This is a genomic window from Streptomyces gossypii, from assembly GCF_025165795.1.
Taxonomy (GTDB): domain Bacteria; phylum Actinomycetota; class Actinomycetes; order Streptomycetales; family Streptomycetaceae; genus Streptomyces; species Streptomyces gossypii.
The window spans coordinates 302,106-318,812 of sequence record NZ_JAJAGO010000006.1 but is presented as its reverse complement, the minus strand read 5'-3'; the positions used below and the strand labels follow the sequence as shown (position 1 = coordinate 318,812).

Here is a 16,707-nt window from a genome sequence, read left to right as displayed (position 1 = left end):
GAGTGATTGTGAAGCTGCTGCGTGTGGGAACGAAGGGGGCCGAGCGCCCGGCTCTGCTCGACGCCGAGGGGACGCTACGCGACCTGTCCGGTGTGGTGCCGGACATCGACGGGGCGCTGCTCGCGGACGATGCCGCACTCGCCTGGGTGCGTGCGGCGGCCGCGGAGCTGCCCGTCCTGGACGCGACGGGCCTGCGGACCGGCCCGCCCCTCGCCCGTATCGGCAAGATCGTGTGCATCGGGCTGAACTACCACGATCACGCGCGGGAGACCGGCGGGGCCGTGCCGGCTGAGCCCATCCTCTTCATGAAGGCGCCGGACACGGTCGTCGGTCCGGACGACACGGTGCTGGTCCCGCGCGGCAGTGTGAAGACGGACTGGGAGGTCGAACTGGCCGTCGTGATCGGCCGTACGGCCCGCTGGCTGGAGACGGACGAGGAGGCGCTCGCTGCGGTCGCCGGATACGCCGTCGCACACGACGTCTCGGAGCGCGAGTTCCAGATCGAGCGCGGCGGCCAGTGGGACAAGGGCAAGAACTGCGAGACCTTCAACCCGCTGGGCCCGTGGCTGGTGACCTCCGAAGAGGTGCCCGATCCGCAGGCGCTCGCGTTGCGGCTGTGGGTCAACGGCGAACTGCGGCAGGACGGCAGCACGTCCGAGCAGATCTTCCCGGTGGCCGAAGTCGTGCGCTATGTCAGCCGGTTCATGACGCTTTATCCGGGAGACGTCATCAACACCGGTACTCCGGCCGGTGTCGCCATGGGCCAGCCGGACCCCAAGCCCTATCTGCGGGCGGGTGATGTCGTCGAACTGGAAATCGACGGCCTGGGCCGCCAGCGCCAGATGCTCAGGGACGCGTAGCGCGTAGCGGGCGAGCTCGGCGGGGCCGCGACTCGCCGCCTACGAGGGCGGTCCTCGGCCGCGCGAGCCGTGCCCCGCCTGCGGCGGAGAGCCCCGGCACCAGCCTTCCCGGCCCGGCAGCCGGGGAGGCGCCTCCTGCGGGCTGTCCTCGCAGTTCCCCCGGACAGACGCTCGTGGGCGGCTCCGCGCGATGCGGTCAGTCGCGGGCGGCGGTCAGCGGCACCGTGTCGCCCGAGGCCGCCGCGTGGCGGGCCGCTTCGAGGACCCGCAGGGTGGCCGCCGCCTCCCGCGCGGTGACGGGCGGCGGTCCGCCGTCACGCAGGGCCGTGGCGATCGCGGCGTAGTAGGCGGGATAGTCGCCGTCGAGGCTGCGGACCGTGCGAGCCCCCTCAAGAGTTCCGAGGGTGCCCCAGGCCGTTTCGGGCTCCACGCCCCACGGCTCCCCGCGCTGCGGGCGGGCCCCCGCCCGCAGCGCCGCCTCCTGCGGATCGAGGCCGTGCTTGACGTAGGCGGCGCGGCTGCCGAGCATCCGGAAGCGGGGACCGAGCTGTGCGGCGACCGAGTTCATCCACAGGTGTGAGCGGACGCCGCTCTCGTGGGTGACCGCCAGGAACGTGTCGTCGTCTGCCCCGGCCCCCGCCCGGCGGACGTCCGACTCCGCGTAGACGGAACGTGCCGGTCCGAAGAGTGTCAGCGCCTGGTCGACGAGATGGCTGCCCAGGTCGTACAGCAGCCCGCCGATTTCGGCCGGGTCGCCCGACTCCCGCCAGCCGCCCTTCGGCTGGGGCCGCCAGCGCTCGAAGCGTGACTCGAAACGGTGCACTTCGCCGAGCGCGCCCTCGTCGAGGAGCGCGCGCAGTGTGAGGAAGTCGTTGTCCCAGCGCCGGTTCTGGAAGGCGGAGAGCAGCAGGCCGCGTTCGTCGGCGAGGGTGGCGAGCGCGTCCGCCTCAGCCGCCGTCGCCGCGAGCGGCTTGTCGACGACGACGGCGAGGCCCGCTTCGAGCGCCCGGCGGGCGAGCGGCACATGGGTGCGGTTCGGCGAGGCGACCACGATCAGGTCGAGGGGCCGCGCCCCGGCGTCGGCGAACAGTGCGTCGGCCGACGCGACCGTACGGACGCCGGTGCCGTGTTCGTCGTGGATCTGCCGCTGGCGGGCCGGGTCGGAGGTGACCACCGCGTCTAGCGCGAGACCGCTGGTGGCGGCGATGAGCGGGGCGTGGAAGAAGGATCCGGCCACGCCGTAGCCGATCAGGCCGACGCGCAGGTCACTGGTGGCAGCATGCATGCGGCCCACCTTGCCACAGGGGCACCGGCGGCGGCCGGGGCGCCAACGACGGCCTGCCACGCCGCGTCACTCTCTGCCTGCCTGACAGCCCGTCGGATGGCCCACGATCAGATGCGGTCCACCAGGTCCGCGATCGAGTCCACGACCGTGGTCGGCCGGTACGGGTACTTGTCGATGTCACTCTTCGTGGTCAGCCCGGTGAGGACGAGGAAGGTCTCCATCCCGGCTTCGAGCCCGGCCAGTACGTCCGTGTCCATCCGGTCACCGATCATGGCGCTGCTCTCGGAGTGCGCTCCGATGACGTTCAGGCCGGTCCGCATCATCAGCGGGTTCGGCTTGCCGACGAAGTACGGCTCCTTCCCTGTGGCCTTCGTGATCAGCGCAGCCACGGAACCTGTCGCGGGCAGTGCGCCATCCGGCGACGGTCCGGTGTTGTCCGGGTTGGTGGCGACGAACCGGGAGCCGTTGTTGATCAGGCGGATGGCCTTCGTCAGCGCTTCGAACGAGTAGGTCCGGGTCTCGCCCAGGACCACGAAGTCAGGCTCGGCGTCGGTCATCACGTAAGCCGCGTCGTGCAGGGCCGTGGTCAGGCCGGCCTCGCCGATGACGTACGCGGTACCGCCGGGGTGCTGGGTGTCCAGGAACTTCGCGGTGGCAAGGGCGGAGGTCCAGATGTTCTCCACCGGCACTTCGAGCCCGATCCGGTTCAGACGGGCGTGCAGGTCCCGGGCGGTGTACATCGAATTGTTGGTCAGCACCAGGAAGGGCCGGCCGGAGTCGCGCAGCTTCTTGATGAAGGCGTCGGCACCGGGGATCGGGACGCCCTCGTGCATCAGCACCCCATCCATGTCGGTGAGCCACGATTCGATGGGCTTGCGCTCTGTCATGAGGGCGGACTCCTGCCGTACGCGGACCATGGGACACCCATGCTATGCATTCGTCCTCCGCAGGGATCTCCCTGACGGCAGGCGCAGCCGGTCACCGGCCGCAGCCGCCTGCTGCGCCCGCGCATTCACGACGGTCTGCTGCGCGATCACTGGTGCCGCTCGTCGGCGTCGCACGGCTCCGCCGAGCCCGACGCGGACGCGGGCTCTCGGATGGCGCGCCGCATTGCGGTGAGAACGGGACCGGCGACGGGCGGTGCCGGTACCGCGCCATGGCACCCGCAGCATGATCTCCTTGAGCGCGACGGTGGCCCGGTCGGTGGTGCCCTCGCGCAGGCGTGGCCATCCGGCGCCACCAGCGGTCACGGCCTCCCAGCCGGGTTCGGCTCCGTGGCGCGTCAGGCGTTCTCCGTACCGCTCCACCGAGTAGTGCGGCTGGTGCAGTTGGTCGGCCCGTACCTCCGCGTACACCTCGATCAGCGTGTTCCACACGGCCTCAATGTCGGTGGCGTGGCGCAGCTCCAAGCCTTCACTCGTCACACTCCAGGTGCGGGTGTAGGGGACTGGACGCGGCGGTCAGGCGAAGAGCATTGCCGAAGTCGTGCAGCATGCCGGACACACGGGGGTGCTGACCGGTGGGCTCGGCGGGGACCCTGCCGAGGACGAATCCCACAGCGCGCACCTCGGATGTGATTTCCCGGGCCGGAAGCTACCGGCGTGTGCTCCACCGAAGGCGAACGGCGTCACCTGAGGGCACCGGTCAGGTCGGCATCGGTCAAGTCGGCGTCCTCCAGGTTCGCGCCGCGCAGGTCAGCACCCGCCAGGTTCGCGCCGGATAGCTTCGCCCGGGTCAAGTCTGCGCCGTGCAGAGGCACACCGGCTAGCCACGCCCCGGTCAGGTCCGCGTCTTTCAGGCGTATGCCACGCATGTCTCCGCCCAGCGCCGAACCGGCCAGGTTCGCCCCGACGAGGTTCGCCCCGACGAGATTGCAGTCGCCGAAGTTCACACCGGAGAGGTCCGAGCCGCGCATCCCCGCCCCGGCCAGGTACGCGCCGCGCAGGTCAGCGCCCCTCAGGTCGGCATCAGAAAGGTAAATCTTGCCGGAGTCGCTGCGGTGGTCGCGGCGGCCGATCGCCGAGAGGGCGGCCTGTAGGTCCCCCCGCAGCCGCACCTGCTGCCCGGACGTCTGCCCGTAAGCCTCTCCCATCGCCGGGTGGGCGTCTTCGTCGCGAGAACGCTCGCGGACGAACGCGGCCAGAACCGCCATCACCGCACCGTGGTCGCGCGGCGAGTCGCGGGCGATGCGCTCCAGCGCGTAGATGCCGCCGAGCCGCACCTCCAGGCTTGCGGAGCCTAGCTGCTCGACCGTCGTGGTGTAGCGGTCGGTCACCTGCTGCTGCTGGCTGAGCCGGTAGGTACGGGCCGTGTAGAACACCGCCACCGTGGCGAGCAGGCCGGCACCCGCCTGAAGCATGCGCCCCCGCACGTTGTTCTTCGCTTGGGCGTCCTGCTCACCGGTCAACCCGTGAACGCCGTCGACATGCTCGACCACCCACCCGGCTCCCGGCCCGAAGATCCACAAAGCCAGGCCTGCCGTCACCACACCGGGCACGATCCATCCTCACCATGGCCTCCTGCGAGGCTGCGTGTCCGCCATGACGGCACAGCTTACGACCTGGTGCACGATAGCCAGTGGATCAGCGAGCGGCGTCATGGGGCTTCGGATCCAAGGCGGAGGAGGGAGGCGACGCGGAGCGTCGTCGACGGCCGGGGGTGCGGCCTGCTGGTGGGTATGGGCGGGCGGCAGCCGTACCCGAGCGATCTGCCGGATGAGGCGTGGGAGCTGATCCGGCCGGTCATCACCGCGTGGAAGGGGCGGCTTCCCTCGGGCAGCGGGCACGAGGGCGACTACGACATGCGGGAGATCGTCAACCGGCTCCTGTATCTGGCCCGCACCGTCCTGCCAGTGGCGCTATCTGCCCCACGACCTGCGCATGGAAGCGGCGGCCAGAGCGTGGGCGAGCCGCCGCGCTCGGCAGGTCGTCCCGGTCGGCCAGCATCTGGTCCTGCATCTCGCGGCCCTCCGCGACCAGTTGGTCCCCTACTCCGTGAGCATCAGCCAGGGCGTGCGCCACACCGGCCAACGTGCGGGCCGTCTTCTGGAAGGAGGCGGAAGCCATTTTCAAGGCCGACGCCGACCCCAACTGCTGTCCCGCAGAGCGTGTATGTACGGCTGTCCCCTCAAGACGGCTTCGAGGGCGTCGAAACTGTGGTCTGCCGCCAGGTACAGCCTGGCGGTCTTCCCCTCCTCGGGGGGTGGGCCTATGATCCCGCCGTCGACAACCGTGACTCCGGGCGGGAAGCTCTGCGCGCTCCGCTCCATCCGGATCGGACTGATGGCGTGGGCGTCCACGTACATGCCCTCAAAGCCTTGGTCAGAGACACTGGTCGCGATGTCCTCCGCCGCGTGTGGTGGGCAGATGGAAAGGACGACGTCGCTACGCCGCAGGGCTTATGGCGAGTCGCCGTTCGAACTGACTCAGTCGTCGCGCGACACTTTCGGTCCGGCGACGTGCTGCGACAGGAAGTACGCAATGCACCTCGGCAGCGGCTCCGTCCGCGTCGCCACGACCCAAGCGCGCCATCGCCAGGTCCAGGCGGGCCAGCGCCAGTTCCCCGGCTCTGCGCTCTGCCAGCTCGGCCATTTCGAACATCCCGATGGCTTCCTCGGCGCGCCTCTGAGCATCGGTGAGTGCAGGCTCCGTGCCCAGCCACAGATGAGTTGTGCTCGCGTAGAAGAGTTGTTTGGCCAACGGGAAAGCCATCATGCCGCCGGGCAGGTTGTCGTTCTCCAGGAGCTGGTCGCGTAGGTTCTCGGCGTTCTGCAGGTTGCGCGAAGCTTCGGTTAGATCGTTGAGCTGACCGTACGCACGGGCCTGTGTCTCAGCCGCCGGATAGGCACCCAGGTCAAAGCCGGCGTTGGCCAGCACCCCGCAGAGAACACCTGCGGCGAAGTACAGGTCCCGTGTGTGTTCCGGGGGTTGCTTTCCTTCGAGGAGCTCGAAGGTTGGTCCCGCAGGCCGCGGGCTTCCATGAAGACCGGATCTGTTCCTATCTGGCGACCGTCCTGGACTGCTTCTCGCGCCGGGTGGTCGGCTGGTCGATCGCCGGCCATATGCGTACCGAGCTCGTCGCCGACCCGCTCAAAGACGCCGCACCGACCCGCGGCAGCCCGGAGGGTGCACAGTTCCATTCCGATCACGGGGCGCAATACACGTCAAAAGACTTCGCCAGGCTCTGCAAAGATCTGGGGGTGACCCAGTCCATGGGCGCCGTCGGGACCTCCGCGGACAACGCTGCCTGCGAGAGTTTCCACTCATCCCTGAAACAGGAGATCCTCCAGGGCGCGCCCAGCGCTGGGACGGAGTCCCCAACTGCCGCCGCAGAGTGTTCCGTTGGCTCAATCAGTACAACACCTGGCGACGCCACTCGGCCATCGGGCAAGTCTGCCCGTGCAGTTCGAACGCCAACACGAACTGCGGTCAAGTAACATGAAGCGCACCGCATAAGCGCATGAGTGCATGAGCCGGGTATCTGTCATCCGGGAAGGGGGTGCCCTTCCGGTAATGCTGTGGGGATGAGATGACGAACAGGGAAAGTAAGTGGGAATCACTACAGGGTGGCGGATTCCTCAAGGGCTCCGCCGCCGGGTTGAGCGAAATGCTCCTCGGGTGGCGATCGCTCTTTCTCGGTTGTTGTGGAACCTTGGCCGGCTTCATAGGGGCCATCACCAACAAGGGCCTCACCGTGCGATTGACGCTCATAGCGATCGGCTGCGTGTCGCTCATTCTTTCGACAGTTTCGTGGAAATACATGAAGCGCCAACAGAGCGAGCGGAATGTCCAACGTGGCAATAGGTAGACCCGATCTCCCGAAACGGCCCGCCAGGTGTGCCGGATCTGCCCCGCCGGGCGACGGGGAACCCGGCGCCCCGGGACTTCACCGCCCGTGTGGCGAACAGCAGGGTCAGCCCTTGCCGCCCGCGTCGTAGCGGGCAAGTACGGGACGCCGTGGCGGGTTCCCGGTGGGCGAGGAGTTGTTGAAGATCACGACTCCCGCCGCGAGGACGGTCCGGGTGCCGGGGATCAGTCGCGTCGTGGCGATGTCAAACGGCTGCTTGAAGTCGTACCTTCGTTTCGGCTTCGGCACCTCGGACGGCTCGGGCAGCCGGCCCGGGTCGTGCAGCTTGTGCACCTTCCCGTCCTCGGTGCGGCGTGTCCGCGAGTCCAGGAGCAGCCCGCCCGTTCCGTCGGGGACGGTCTCGGCGGTCGAGAGGGCACGGCCGAACTCGGGAGTGCGCACTTTCGTCCACGCAGCGCCGTCACCGGTCAGCACGACGCTCTCGTCGTCGGGCTCGTTGTCCACCTCGCCGTGGTTGAAGCCGTGGCGGCCGAGCGCCCACAGACGGCCGCTCACGGGGTCGTGAACGAGGGTGTCGAGCGTGGCGGACGCCTCGGGCGGCACGGGGTCGGGGAAGTGGTACGAGGGGGTGTCGAGCCGCTGCCAGGCGCCGTCCGCCCACCGGGCCGTGGCGGGCTGCGGGTAGCACTCCCCCTGACCGCACTCGGTGTCCACCGATCCGGCCACCCAGGCGCGGGGGGTGCCGTCCTCGGCGGGCGCGGCGGCGAGAGCGGCGGCGGGGAAGGGGAGAGCGGGGACATCCCAGCGTTTCCCGTCCCAGTGCACGACCTTGCCGTAGGGGCTGGCCCACAGGTGCGCCCCCGAGGCCACACACCAGGCGCCTTCCGTCGCCCCGTCCGACCATCGGCCGCCCTTGACGGCCGGGGGGTCGGGTAGCCGCTGCCACGACCCGCCCTTCCGGCGGAACACGGCGAGCTGTCCGTCCTCCCCCGTGCGCTGCGCGAGCCAGACCTCGCCGGGCGCGCCCGCGGCCAGTGCGCAGGAGGAGCGCCGGCCACCCGCTTTCAGCTCGTCGGGCGGCGCGGGCTCGCTCCACCGCTTCCCGTCCCAGTGCTCGAGGAACGGAGCGGAGGATTGTTTCTCCCGCGTCCCCAGCAGCCACACGTCGTCCCGCGACGTGACGGCGAGTGCGTGGTAGGAGGCGTTGTGCTCGGGCGAGAGCCGCGTATAGCGCCAAGCCCCGTCCGTCGATCTGGCCGAAGCGGTGTCGGCGGCGGGCGGGGCGTCGCCGAGCCGGGCCGCGTCGGTGGCGGACGGGGTGGGCGAAGGCTGTTTCTTCCCCTTCTCGCCCGACTCGTCCTTGGCACAACCGGTCAGCGCTGCGACCCCGGCGGCAGCGGCCACGCCGATGAGCGTGCGCCGGGTGGGCAGGGAAGCATCCATGCGCAACGACTGTAGTACCGGATCACCGGCCCACCGGGGGTGCGGGCGAACATGATCCCGTGCACATCGCGCCAGTAGTCCTCGCACACGCCTTGCGGGAGGTCGGTGCGCCACCAGCAGAGAGCGGTCAAGGCGCGGTCGGCGGCGTTCTCGTCGTGGTCGGCCGTGCCCACCACGTCACACGCGTGTCCGTTCGCCATCGCAGTCTCCGCCCTGCCTCGTCCGGCTCCCCTCCACCACGCTGACGGATCGCGTGCAGCAGCGCCACGGCGCGGGGCGATCGGGTGAGTGCGGGCCTGAACGGACTAGCCGGGCGTGCGGGGCGGCACCGGGAGGTGGATGTTCGGGGGAGCGACCCGGAGGTTCCCATGGCCCGGACATCACTTCCCCACGCCCGACGCGGTTCACTGTGCGCCACCGCGCTGACCGCTTCGGTGCTGACCGTCTGCACCGCGGCGGTCGGCGCGCTGCCGGTCGCCGCCGGCACCGCCGCCGCGGCGTCCGCCGCCGTACCCGCGCCCGCACCGCTGCCCGAACCAGGGGCTGAACCAGGGGCTGAACCAGGAGCCGAAGCGGAGGGGGAAGCTGAGCTGGAGGCCGAAGCGGAAGCCGAAGGCGAACTGGAGATGCGGGGGGACGACCCCACCGGCGGGAAGCCCGGCGGCGGCCGGGTCGAGGTCACGCCGCGCAAGGCCAAGCCCGGCGACTGGGTCGATCTGCGGGTCGACTTCTGCGCCGACGACGAGACCGCGCTCGCGGCCTCCGACGCCTTCGTGCGCGACATCCAGCTCGAACCGGCCGACGAGGGTGAACTCGTCGGCACCGCCCGCATCCGACCCCGGGCCAAGCCCGGTTCGTACGAGATCACCGTCGACTGCCAGGTGGTGGTCGATACCGGCCAGGGCCGGGGTACCGTCACCGTCGTCGGCGGGCATCACCGATCGGACAAGCCCACCACCCCCGCGTCCCCGGTCGCGCCGGTGCGCGCGGGCGGCGGCGGCACCGCTGAGGAGTCCACCGGCGGCACGAGCGCCGCGCGGACGGCGGGCCTCACCCTGGCCGGCGGCGCGGTGGTGCTGGGAGCCGCGGCGTTCGCCGTGCGGCGCAGGCGTGCGGCGGACCCGACCAGGCGCTGAGCCGCATGGCCGGGGAAGACGAACCGCCCACCCGTGACCGCAGCCGGTTCCTCACCGGCGCCGTCTGGGCGGTCCTGCTGCTGGGACTGTGGCTGTGGGGACGTGACATCACCGGCGGGGTGACCGACGGCGGGGTCTTCGGCGACGGGTCGGTGACGGGGAGCCGGTCCGGTGAGGGACCGCCGCTGCCCGACGCCCACGACCCGTTGGAGGGCACGGCCCGGCCGGTGCAGATCGACATCCAGGATCTGGGTATCCACGCCTCCGTCATCCCCCGCTCGCTTGATTCCGGCGGTGCCGTCGCCGCGCCCCCGTACGCCACGCCCCAGGTGGTGGGCTGGTACGGCGACGGTCCCACGGCGGGTGCGGAGGGCGCGGCCGTCCTGGTCGGGCATGTCGACACCGACCGGCGGCGTGCCGTCTTCTACTCGCTCAGCAGCGCCCAGCCGGGTACCGAGGTCGAGGTCACGCGTGGCGACGGGCTGGTGGCGGAGTTCACCGTCGAGTCGGCGGAGGTGGTGGGGCGTGCGGAGTTCGACGCCGGCGAGGTCTACGGTCCCCGCGAGGACGGGCGTGCCGAGCTCCGGCTGCTCACCTGCGGCGGTACCTTCGACCGTGACCAGCGGGCGTACACCTCCAATGTGGTGGTCTCCGCCTACCTCACCGGGACCCGTCGCAGCTGACGTACGGCCGGTCGGAGGAGGGCCGGATGACGGCCGCGACACGTTGCGGGCGTGCCCGCCGCCTGTGCAACGATGATGGTCATGACCTGTCCTGGTCTTCTCCGAGGGGGAGTGCATGTACGGCACGAACGCCGACCGGACGCACCGCGGCGCAGCACCGGGCGCACGCGCCCGGTTCGTCTCCGGAAGCGCGTTGCTGGGTGCGGCGGCGCTGCTGCTCACGGCCTGCTCGTCCTCTTCCTCGGGATCCTCGGATTCCTCCGACTCCTCCGACGGCGGCTCGTCCGACGGCAACGCGTTGAAACAGCGTCCGAAGGCCCAGGCCCCCTACTGGGTGAACCCGGACGGCAGCGCGGCCGAGCAGGCCGAGGAGTACCGCGAGGGCGGCAAGGAGGAGAAGGCCGCGCTGATCGAGGAGATCGCCGAGCAGCCGGTGGCCGAGTGGATCGGCACCGAGGACCCGGAGGCCGAGACCCGTGCCCTGACGGAGGACGCCGAGAAGGCCGACCGCGAGGCGCTGTTGGTCCTCTACAACCTGCCCCATCGTGACTGCGGCCAGTACTCCCAGGGCGGCGCGGGCAGCGGCGACGAGTACCGCGAGTGGCTCGGCAAGGTCATCGACGGCATCGGGGACCGCGCCGCCACCGTCGTCGTGGAGCCCGACGCGCTGCCGCACCTGCTCCAGGAGGGCTGCACTCCCGAGGAGTTCCACGAGGAGCGTTACTCGCTGCTCAAGGAGTCCGTCGAGAAGCTCACGGAGCTGCCGCACACGAAGGTCTATCTGGACGCGGGCAACCCGGACTGGGTGCGGGATCCGGGCGGGCTGGTGGAGCCGCTGCACCGGGCGGGCATCGAAGCGGCGGACGGCTTCGCGCTCAACGTCTCCAACTACCAGTCGACGACATCGAACGTCGCGTACGGCAAGAAGCTCTCGGCGATGGTCGGCGACAAGCCGTTCGTCGTGGACACCAGCCGGAACGGCAACGGCCCGGCGAAGGGCAGCGGTGAGGAGACCTGGTGCAATCCGCCCGGCCGGGCGCTGGGCGAGGAGCCGACGACCGAGACGGGCGACGAGCTGGTGGACGCCTACCTGTGGATCAAGCGGCCGGGAGAGTCGGACGGCACCTGCAAGGGCGGTCCGAAGGCGGGCGAGTGGTTCCCGGAGTACGCGCTCGACCTGGCCCGGAACGCTGACGGCTGACGCCCGGTCAGGCATTGAGGTTGCCGGGCGCGCCCTGCGTCTCCCCGGCGACGCGAAGGTGCCCCGCGCCCGTCCGCTGAGGAGGGGCGCGGGGCACCGTCATGTGCGGCGTGCGCGGTCTGCCGCGCGGGTCCGCAGGGTCCGAAGGGGCACCGGCCTCAGTCCCCCGGGGTGTCCGGCGGTGACTCGGGCACCGTGGGGTGCGAATCGGCGTTCGCGTCCACGGGAACCTTCACCCAGACGGCCTTCGAGGGCACGCCCTCGCCGTCCACGGCGTTGACCATGTACCAGCCGGGCGGCACCAGCGAGGGATCGTCCGGGAGGGTGACCTCGATCCCGTCCGGGGTCTTCTCGTAGTCCAGCGCGATGGACCGCTGTTCGACGTTGGTGACGTGGGTGAACGCGCCGGGCCGGATCAGCCGCATCTTCTCGACGGACTCCGCGTCCTTCGTGCGGAAGGCCACCGACTCGCCGAGCCGCACCGTCTTGCGCGGCTTGCCCGCGTCCTTCAGTTCGGGGCGCTCGCCGTCCTGGTGGAGATAGGGCGGCGTGTAGATCTCCATCCGCTGGTCGAAGGTGCCCGGTTTGGTGTTGGCGTCGTCGGCGAACAGCGAGTCGGAGCCGAAGGTCATCACCCGTCCGTCGGGCAGCAGCAGCCCGCCGGAGTGGTAGTTGCGGCCCACCAGCGGGTCGGCGACCTCGCGGAACTCGTTCTTCTCGGGGTCGTAGAGCGCCGCCTTGAGGACGTTGCTGCCGCTGCGCCCGCGGTATTCGCCGGAGCCGTTGGTGGTCAGCACCGTGTCGTCGGGGAGGATGACGCTGGTCGGGTAGCGGGCCTCCGAGTAGAGGTCGGGGCCGTCCCTGAAGCGCGGGTTGTCCTCGGTCAGGTCCGCGATGCGGGTCTTCGCTGTCGACTTGGGGCTCTCCCCGACGCCTCCGCCGCCGAGCACCATGTACTTCTGGTCCTGGGCCGGCGGCAGCAGTACGGACATCGAGGTCTCCAGGATGTCCGGGTCGCTCATTCCTGGCACCTCGGTGAACTCGTTGCTCCCCAGGTCCCACACTCCCGGCACCCGCCCCTTGTCGGCCGGCCCGTATCCGGCGTTGGAGCCGGTGTAGAAGACCTTGCCGCCCTGGGCGAGGAAGAGCGCGGGGTAGGTGGGGAAGAAGCGCTTACGGGGGAGGTAGCCCCACTTCTTCGTCTTCGGGTTGTAGACCTCGTTCTTGCCGGGTACGACCTGGCCGATCTCGTCGAGCCCGGAGACGGAGAGGACCGAGCCGTCCTCCAGGGTGGTCAGGGTCGGATACCAGCGGGCCTCACCCATCGGGTCGACGGTGATGTAGCGCTCGGCGACCGGGTCGAACTCGTAGGTGTCCTTGATGCCCTGGAAGTCCTTCTTGTCGAAGGACAGCTTCTGGGCGATGCCGTAGAGGTTGTCCTTCTCGCCGGCCTTGAGGCCGTGGATCCGGTACTGGTCCTGGGTACCCGTCTGGTGCTCCTTGCCCTTCTCGGGGGCTTCGACGTACACGCGTGCGCTGCTGGGTGTGACGCTCACCTCGCCGGTGACCGGGTCCGCCTGCTTCTTGGCGCGCGGCACGAGCACGTTGCTGTGGGCGACGAACGTCTTGCCGTTCTTCCGACCGGTGAAGCGGGTGCCCTTCTTCAGGGTCTTGGCCTTGTCCGGGTTCTCGTTGTAGACGATCATCAGGCCGCCGGCCTTCTCGACGTCGCCCTCCAGCGTCTCGTAGCGCTGGGTGCCGCCCGCGACGAGCAGCTTTCCGTCCGGCAGCTGGGTGTGACCGGCGCAGAAGAGGTCGGCGGGCGTGTCGACGTTCTTGTAGCTGTTCTTCACCGGGTCCCACAGCACGGTGCGGAAGGTGCCGGCGTCGAACATCTTCGAGTCGTTTCCGGAACCGGCGATCAGCAGGACCTTGCCGGTCTTCAGCAGGGCGGCGTGAATCGTGTTGATCTTGAATTCGTCCGGGACGTTCACCACGTCCCAGTGTCCGTTCTCCGCCTTGTACCCGGGCTGGTTGATCTTGTAATCGTGGTACTTGTCCGTGGTGAAGTTGTAGAGCGCTGGACCGTTGAAACCCGCCAGTACGAGCACTGCCGCCGCACCGATCGCCAGGCGACGGGTACGGCGGCTCGGGCGGTAGTTCATTGTTCACGTCCCCCAAGGGCGATTTGCATGGTGTGTTCCGAGCTTGCGGAGGGCGGCGTACGCGGCTGGCCGACGCCCTGCACCGGAGGCATGCCGTCGGACGGGGGCCGCTGCCCGCGCCTCCGCCCATGCTTGCGCTTCTTGCGCTCGGCACGGACGGTGACGCGCCAGCCGATGATCGGCGCCGCCGTGATCAGCAGCGCCAGCGCGGCCCAGGTGAGCATCGCCGGATGGTCGTGGCCGAGGTAGAACGAGCCGCCCAGCGAGCCGCCGAACACGGCGATGAAGAAGAGGTGGATCCGGAAGGTCCCGAAGAGCGTGTCGGGACTCGAGGAGTCGCCCTTGGGCGTCACCACGAACTTGCTCTTGCGGCGCAGCACCGTGTCGAAGAGTGAGCGGGCGTAGATCGGCGCGGAGAGGGCCGACATCAGCATTCCGGCCAGGCCGCCGGAGCCCTCGGGTTCGTGCGGGGAGACGTTGTGGCGGCGGTTCCAGATGTAGAGCCCGATCTGGAGGGCGGTGGCGTTGCCGTACAGCATCATCCACATCGCCGGGTCGATCTGGACGCCGGAGGCGCCCATCCCCAGGAAGAGCGCGCAGCTGAGGGCGGCCAGGATCCAGTTCATCGCCGAGATCGGGTAGAAGATCATCAGCATCGTGTAGTTGAAGAGCTTCCCCGGCCCCAGCGTGAACACGCCGCGCCAGTACTGCTTGAAGATCGTCTCGTAGGTGCCGCGGGACCAGCGCAGCTGCTGGGTGAAGAAGTCCGTCCAGGCGTTCGGGCCCTCGCCGACGGCGAGCACGTCCGGGGTGTAGACCGAGCGCCAGCGGTGGCCGGTCTCCTGGTTCCGCGCCCGGTGCATCTCGAAGCCGGTGGCCATGTCCTCGGTGATGGAGTCGTAGAGCCCGCCGATGCCCTTGAGGGCCTTGATGCGGACGGCGTTGCTGGTGCCGACGAACATCGGCGCCTCGTAGTGGTTCCCGGCGCGCTGGATGAGGGCGTGGAAGAGGAACTGCTGGCTCTCCGCCGCCTTGGTGACGAAATTGTCGTAGTTCCCGTAGACCTGGGGGCCGATGACGAAGCCCACGTCCGGGTCGCGGAAGTAGCCGAGCATCCGCTCCAGGTAGTTGGGCAGCGGTACGTGGTCGGTGTCGACGGAGGCGAAGTAGTCGTAGGCGTCGCCGTGCGCGTCCAGCCAGGCGTTGTAGTTGCCGTGCTTGGTCTTCGCGCGGTGCGGCCCCTTCGCCTGGTTCCACTGGGCGACACCCTTGCGGGTGAAGTGGCGTACGCCCAGACGGCGGCAGACCTCCTTCACCTCCGGGTCGTCGCCCTCGTCCAGCAGCCAGACGTGCATCAGGCCGCGGTGCCGGATGCGTACGGCCGCCTCGAGGGTCTTGGTGACCATCTCCAGCGGTTCCTTGCCCGGCACGAACGAGGTCAGGAAGGCGACGCGGGTACCGGCCTCGGGCACCACCGGGACGGGGTCCTTCGCGACGAGGGTTGCGTGCGCGTTGGAGAGGACGTTCAGCGTGCGGAAGAGCTCGATCAGGCCGATGGCGACCAGCATCACTATGTCGAGCTTCAGCACGAGGTCCGAGACCTGGTCCCCTTCCCGGTCCGTCCAGTGCTGCGGCTGCATCAGCCATACCAGCAGTCCGGCCGAGAGCAGCGGGGCGAGGCACAGCAGCACGGCGGCGCGGATGCGGTGCGGCTCGTCGGCCAGCAGGCTGCGGTACTTCACCCGGTAGGGCCGGTCCGCGGGCGGCTGGGTGAGCGGGCCGGCGAGGCGGCTGTAGTGCTCGTAGTCGTAGCGGGGGAGGGCCTTGCGCGGCCACCGCGGCGCACGGCCCACGCCTCCGCTGCCCGTGCGCTGATGGCGCGGCAGTCGCAGCCGGGTGGTCTGCGACGGGTCGGCAACGGCCTGCGGTGGCCGGGCGCCTTCAGGCGTCGACGTCATAATCCTTCCCCCTGTGCACGGCGCTCCGCGCGTCCTCGTTCTCGCCCACGTCTTAGCTCTGCCACGGCAGCGGTGGTCTTCCGCTTCCGGGCTGCTGACCACAAGAGTGCGGGCGCGGCACTCCGGTTCCGTATCACGCGGAGTCATTCGCGCCTGTGGGAAGTGCCTTCGGCCTTCGGTCACATATTCCGGCCAAGTGGTCTTGCTGCGCGCTGACTCTACGGCAGGCTTTCGCGGGAAAGCGCATGATCGCAAGAATCTAATACGGTGTTTTGCCTATTTTGGACTGTATGGGCGGGACAGTTGTGACGGAAGTGTCGATGGACGGTGCAGGCTGGGTGGTTGCATCGCAACCCGGAGTAAGGGTTGGGCCTGTGGTTCGGGGGGGCGCGCGGACCCGCGCGCAAGCCGGTCGCTTGCGGCAGCATGGACGGGTCACCGACCCCCGGGAGCCCGGATGGACCTCGCTGAAATCCTCGAAGCCGCCTGGCAGGTGCGCCGCGACACGGCACACCCGCGTGCCGTACTCGGCCTGGCCGGCGCGCCCGGCGCGGGCAAGTCCACCCTGGCCCGCACCCTGGTCGCGGAGCTGACCGAACGGCACGGCCAGGGCAGTGTCGCCTATCTGCCGCTGGACGGCTTCCACCTGTCGGACCCTCAGCTGACCAGGCTGGGCCTGCTGGACAGGAAGGGCGCACCCGCCACCTTCGACGTACGGGGTTACGCGGCGCTGCTGACCCGCGTCGCGGGGTGCCGGGAGCACGACATCTATGTGCCGGACTACGACCGCGTGGTGGACGCCCCCATCGCCGCCCGCCATGTGGTGCGTCCGAGGGCGGAGCTGATCGTCACCGAGGGGAACTACCTCGCCTGCGACCTGCCCGGCTGGCCCGAGGCCCGGCGCCACATCGACGCGCTCTGGTACGTCGACGCGCCCGACGCCGTACGGGAACAGCGCCTGACGGAGCGCCAGCTGACTCAGGGGCGCGACCGGCAGACGGCGCGGGACTGGATCCGCCGGAACGACATGCCCAACGGGGAGGTCGTCAAAGCCTCGCGGGGGAACGGCTGTGTGAGCCGCCACCTCGCCTGCCCCGTCAGCGGCGGCCCGGCCGCTCCAGGCCCGCAGGAGGGCTGATCGGGCCGCGCGTGCCGCCCGGTCCGCGGGTG

14 protein-coding genes and 1 pseudogene are annotated in these 16,707 nt (G+C 69.9%); 6 read left to right on the top strand and 9 right to left on the bottom strand.

Translation table 11 applies throughout. The features are described from left to right. Positions 1–8: 8 nt before the first annotated feature. Entirely contained in the window at positions 9–860 is an 852-nt protein-coding gene (locus LHJ74_RS15145; RefSeq protein ID WP_260218542.1) for a fumarylacetoacetate hydrolase family protein, read from the top strand. 196 nt (positions 861–1,056) lie between these two features. On the opposite strand, the gene LHJ74_RS15140 is transcribed toward LHJ74_RS15145, so the two are convergent. The 5 genes from LHJ74_RS15140 to LHJ74_RS15120 all read right to left on the bottom strand — a co-directional run bounded on the left by LHJ74_RS15140 (position 1,057) and on the right by LHJ74_RS15120 (position 6,020). Next, entirely contained in the window at positions 1,057–2,145 is a 1,089-nt protein-coding gene (locus tag LHJ74_RS15140) for a Gfo/Idh/MocA family oxidoreductase (protein ID WP_260218541.1), read from the bottom strand. Between the two features lie 107 nt (positions 2,146–2,252). After that, a complete protein-coding gene (locus LHJ74_RS15135; RefSeq protein WP_260218540.1) occupies positions 2,253–3,032 on the bottom strand; it encodes an HAD-IIA family hydrolase in 780 nt (259 codons plus the stop codon). A 42-nt stretch (positions 3,033–3,074) separates the two neighbouring features. Beyond that, positions 3,075–3,569 carry a hypothetical protein gene (locus tag LHJ74_RS15130; protein WP_260218539.1) on the bottom strand — a complete coding sequence of 165 codons (495 nt, stop codon included), beginning with the start codon at positions 3,567–3,569 and terminating at the stop codon, positions 3,075–3,077. Between the two features lie 203 nt (positions 3,570–3,772). Next, a complete protein-coding gene (locus LHJ74_RS15125) occupies positions 3,773–4,642 on the bottom strand; it encodes a pentapeptide repeat-containing protein (RefSeq protein WP_260218538.1) in 870 nt (289 codons plus the stop codon). A gap of 886 nt (positions 4,643–5,528) precedes the next feature. Further along, entirely contained in the window at positions 5,529–6,020 is a 492-nt protein-coding gene (locus tag LHJ74_RS15120; protein ID WP_260218537.1) for a hypothetical protein, read from the bottom strand. Positions 6,021–6,142: 122 nt separating this feature from the next. Here LHJ74_RS15120 and LHJ74_RS15115 point away from each other — a divergent pair. Continuing rightward, positions 6,143–6,585: pseudogene (locus tag LHJ74_RS15115) on the top strand (transposase); the annotation flags it as partial. 471 nt (positions 6,586–7,056) lie between these two features. On the opposite strand, the gene LHJ74_RS15110 reads toward LHJ74_RS15115, so the two are convergent. After that, entirely contained in the window at positions 7,057–8,394 is a 1,338-nt protein-coding gene (locus LHJ74_RS15110) for a hypothetical protein (protein WP_260218536.1), read from the bottom strand. Beyond that, on the bottom strand, positions 8,325–8,594 hold the full coding sequence (locus LHJ74_RS15105; protein WP_260218535.1) for a hypothetical protein: 270 nt from the start codon (positions 8,592–8,594) through the stop codon (positions 8,325–8,327). The genes LHJ74_RS15110 and LHJ74_RS15105 overlap by 70 nt, the downstream gene beginning before the upstream one ends. 168 nt (positions 8,595–8,762) lie before the next feature. Between LHJ74_RS15105 and LHJ74_RS15100 the strand changes: the two genes are divergently transcribed. The 3 genes from LHJ74_RS15100 (at position 8,763) to LHJ74_RS15090 (ending at position 11,414) form a co-directional block, all read left to right on the top strand. Next, positions 8,763–9,530 (top strand): hypothetical protein, encoded by a 768-nt coding sequence (locus LHJ74_RS15100; RefSeq protein ID WP_260218534.1) that lies wholly within the window; start codon positions 8,763–8,765, stop codon positions 9,528–9,530. Between the two features lie 5 nt (positions 9,531–9,535). Then, a complete protein-coding gene (locus tag LHJ74_RS15095; RefSeq protein WP_260218533.1) occupies positions 9,536–10,213 on the top strand; it encodes a class F sortase in 678 nt (225 codons plus the stop codon). Positions 10,214–10,328: 115 nt separating this feature from the next. Beyond that, positions 10,329–11,414: a glycoside hydrolase family 6 protein gene (locus tag LHJ74_RS15090; RefSeq protein ID WP_260218532.1), complete on the top strand. Its 1,086-nt coding sequence runs from the start codon at positions 10,329–10,331 to the stop codon at positions 11,412–11,414. 158 nt (positions 11,415–11,572) lie between these two features. Here LHJ74_RS15090 and glxA read toward each other — a convergent pair whose 3' ends face one another. After that, entirely contained in the window at positions 11,573–13,579 is a 2,007-nt protein-coding gene (gene glxA / locus LHJ74_RS15085) for a radical copper oxidase GlxA (protein WP_260218531.1), read from the bottom strand. Next, positions 13,576–15,537 carry a glycosyltransferase family 2 protein gene (locus tag LHJ74_RS15080; RefSeq protein WP_260218530.1) on the bottom strand — a complete coding sequence of 654 codons (1,962 nt, stop codon included), beginning with the start codon at positions 15,535–15,537 and terminating at the stop codon, positions 13,576–13,578. Before LHJ74_RS15080 ends, glxA begins: the two co-directional genes overlap by 4 nt. 457 nt (positions 15,538–15,994) lie before the next feature. Between LHJ74_RS15080 and LHJ74_RS15075 the strand changes: the two genes are divergently transcribed. Further along, entirely contained in the window at positions 15,995–16,675 is a 681-nt protein-coding gene (locus tag LHJ74_RS15075) for a nucleoside/nucleotide kinase family protein (RefSeq protein WP_260218529.1), read from the top strand. Positions 16,676–16,707: the final 32 nt, after the last annotated feature.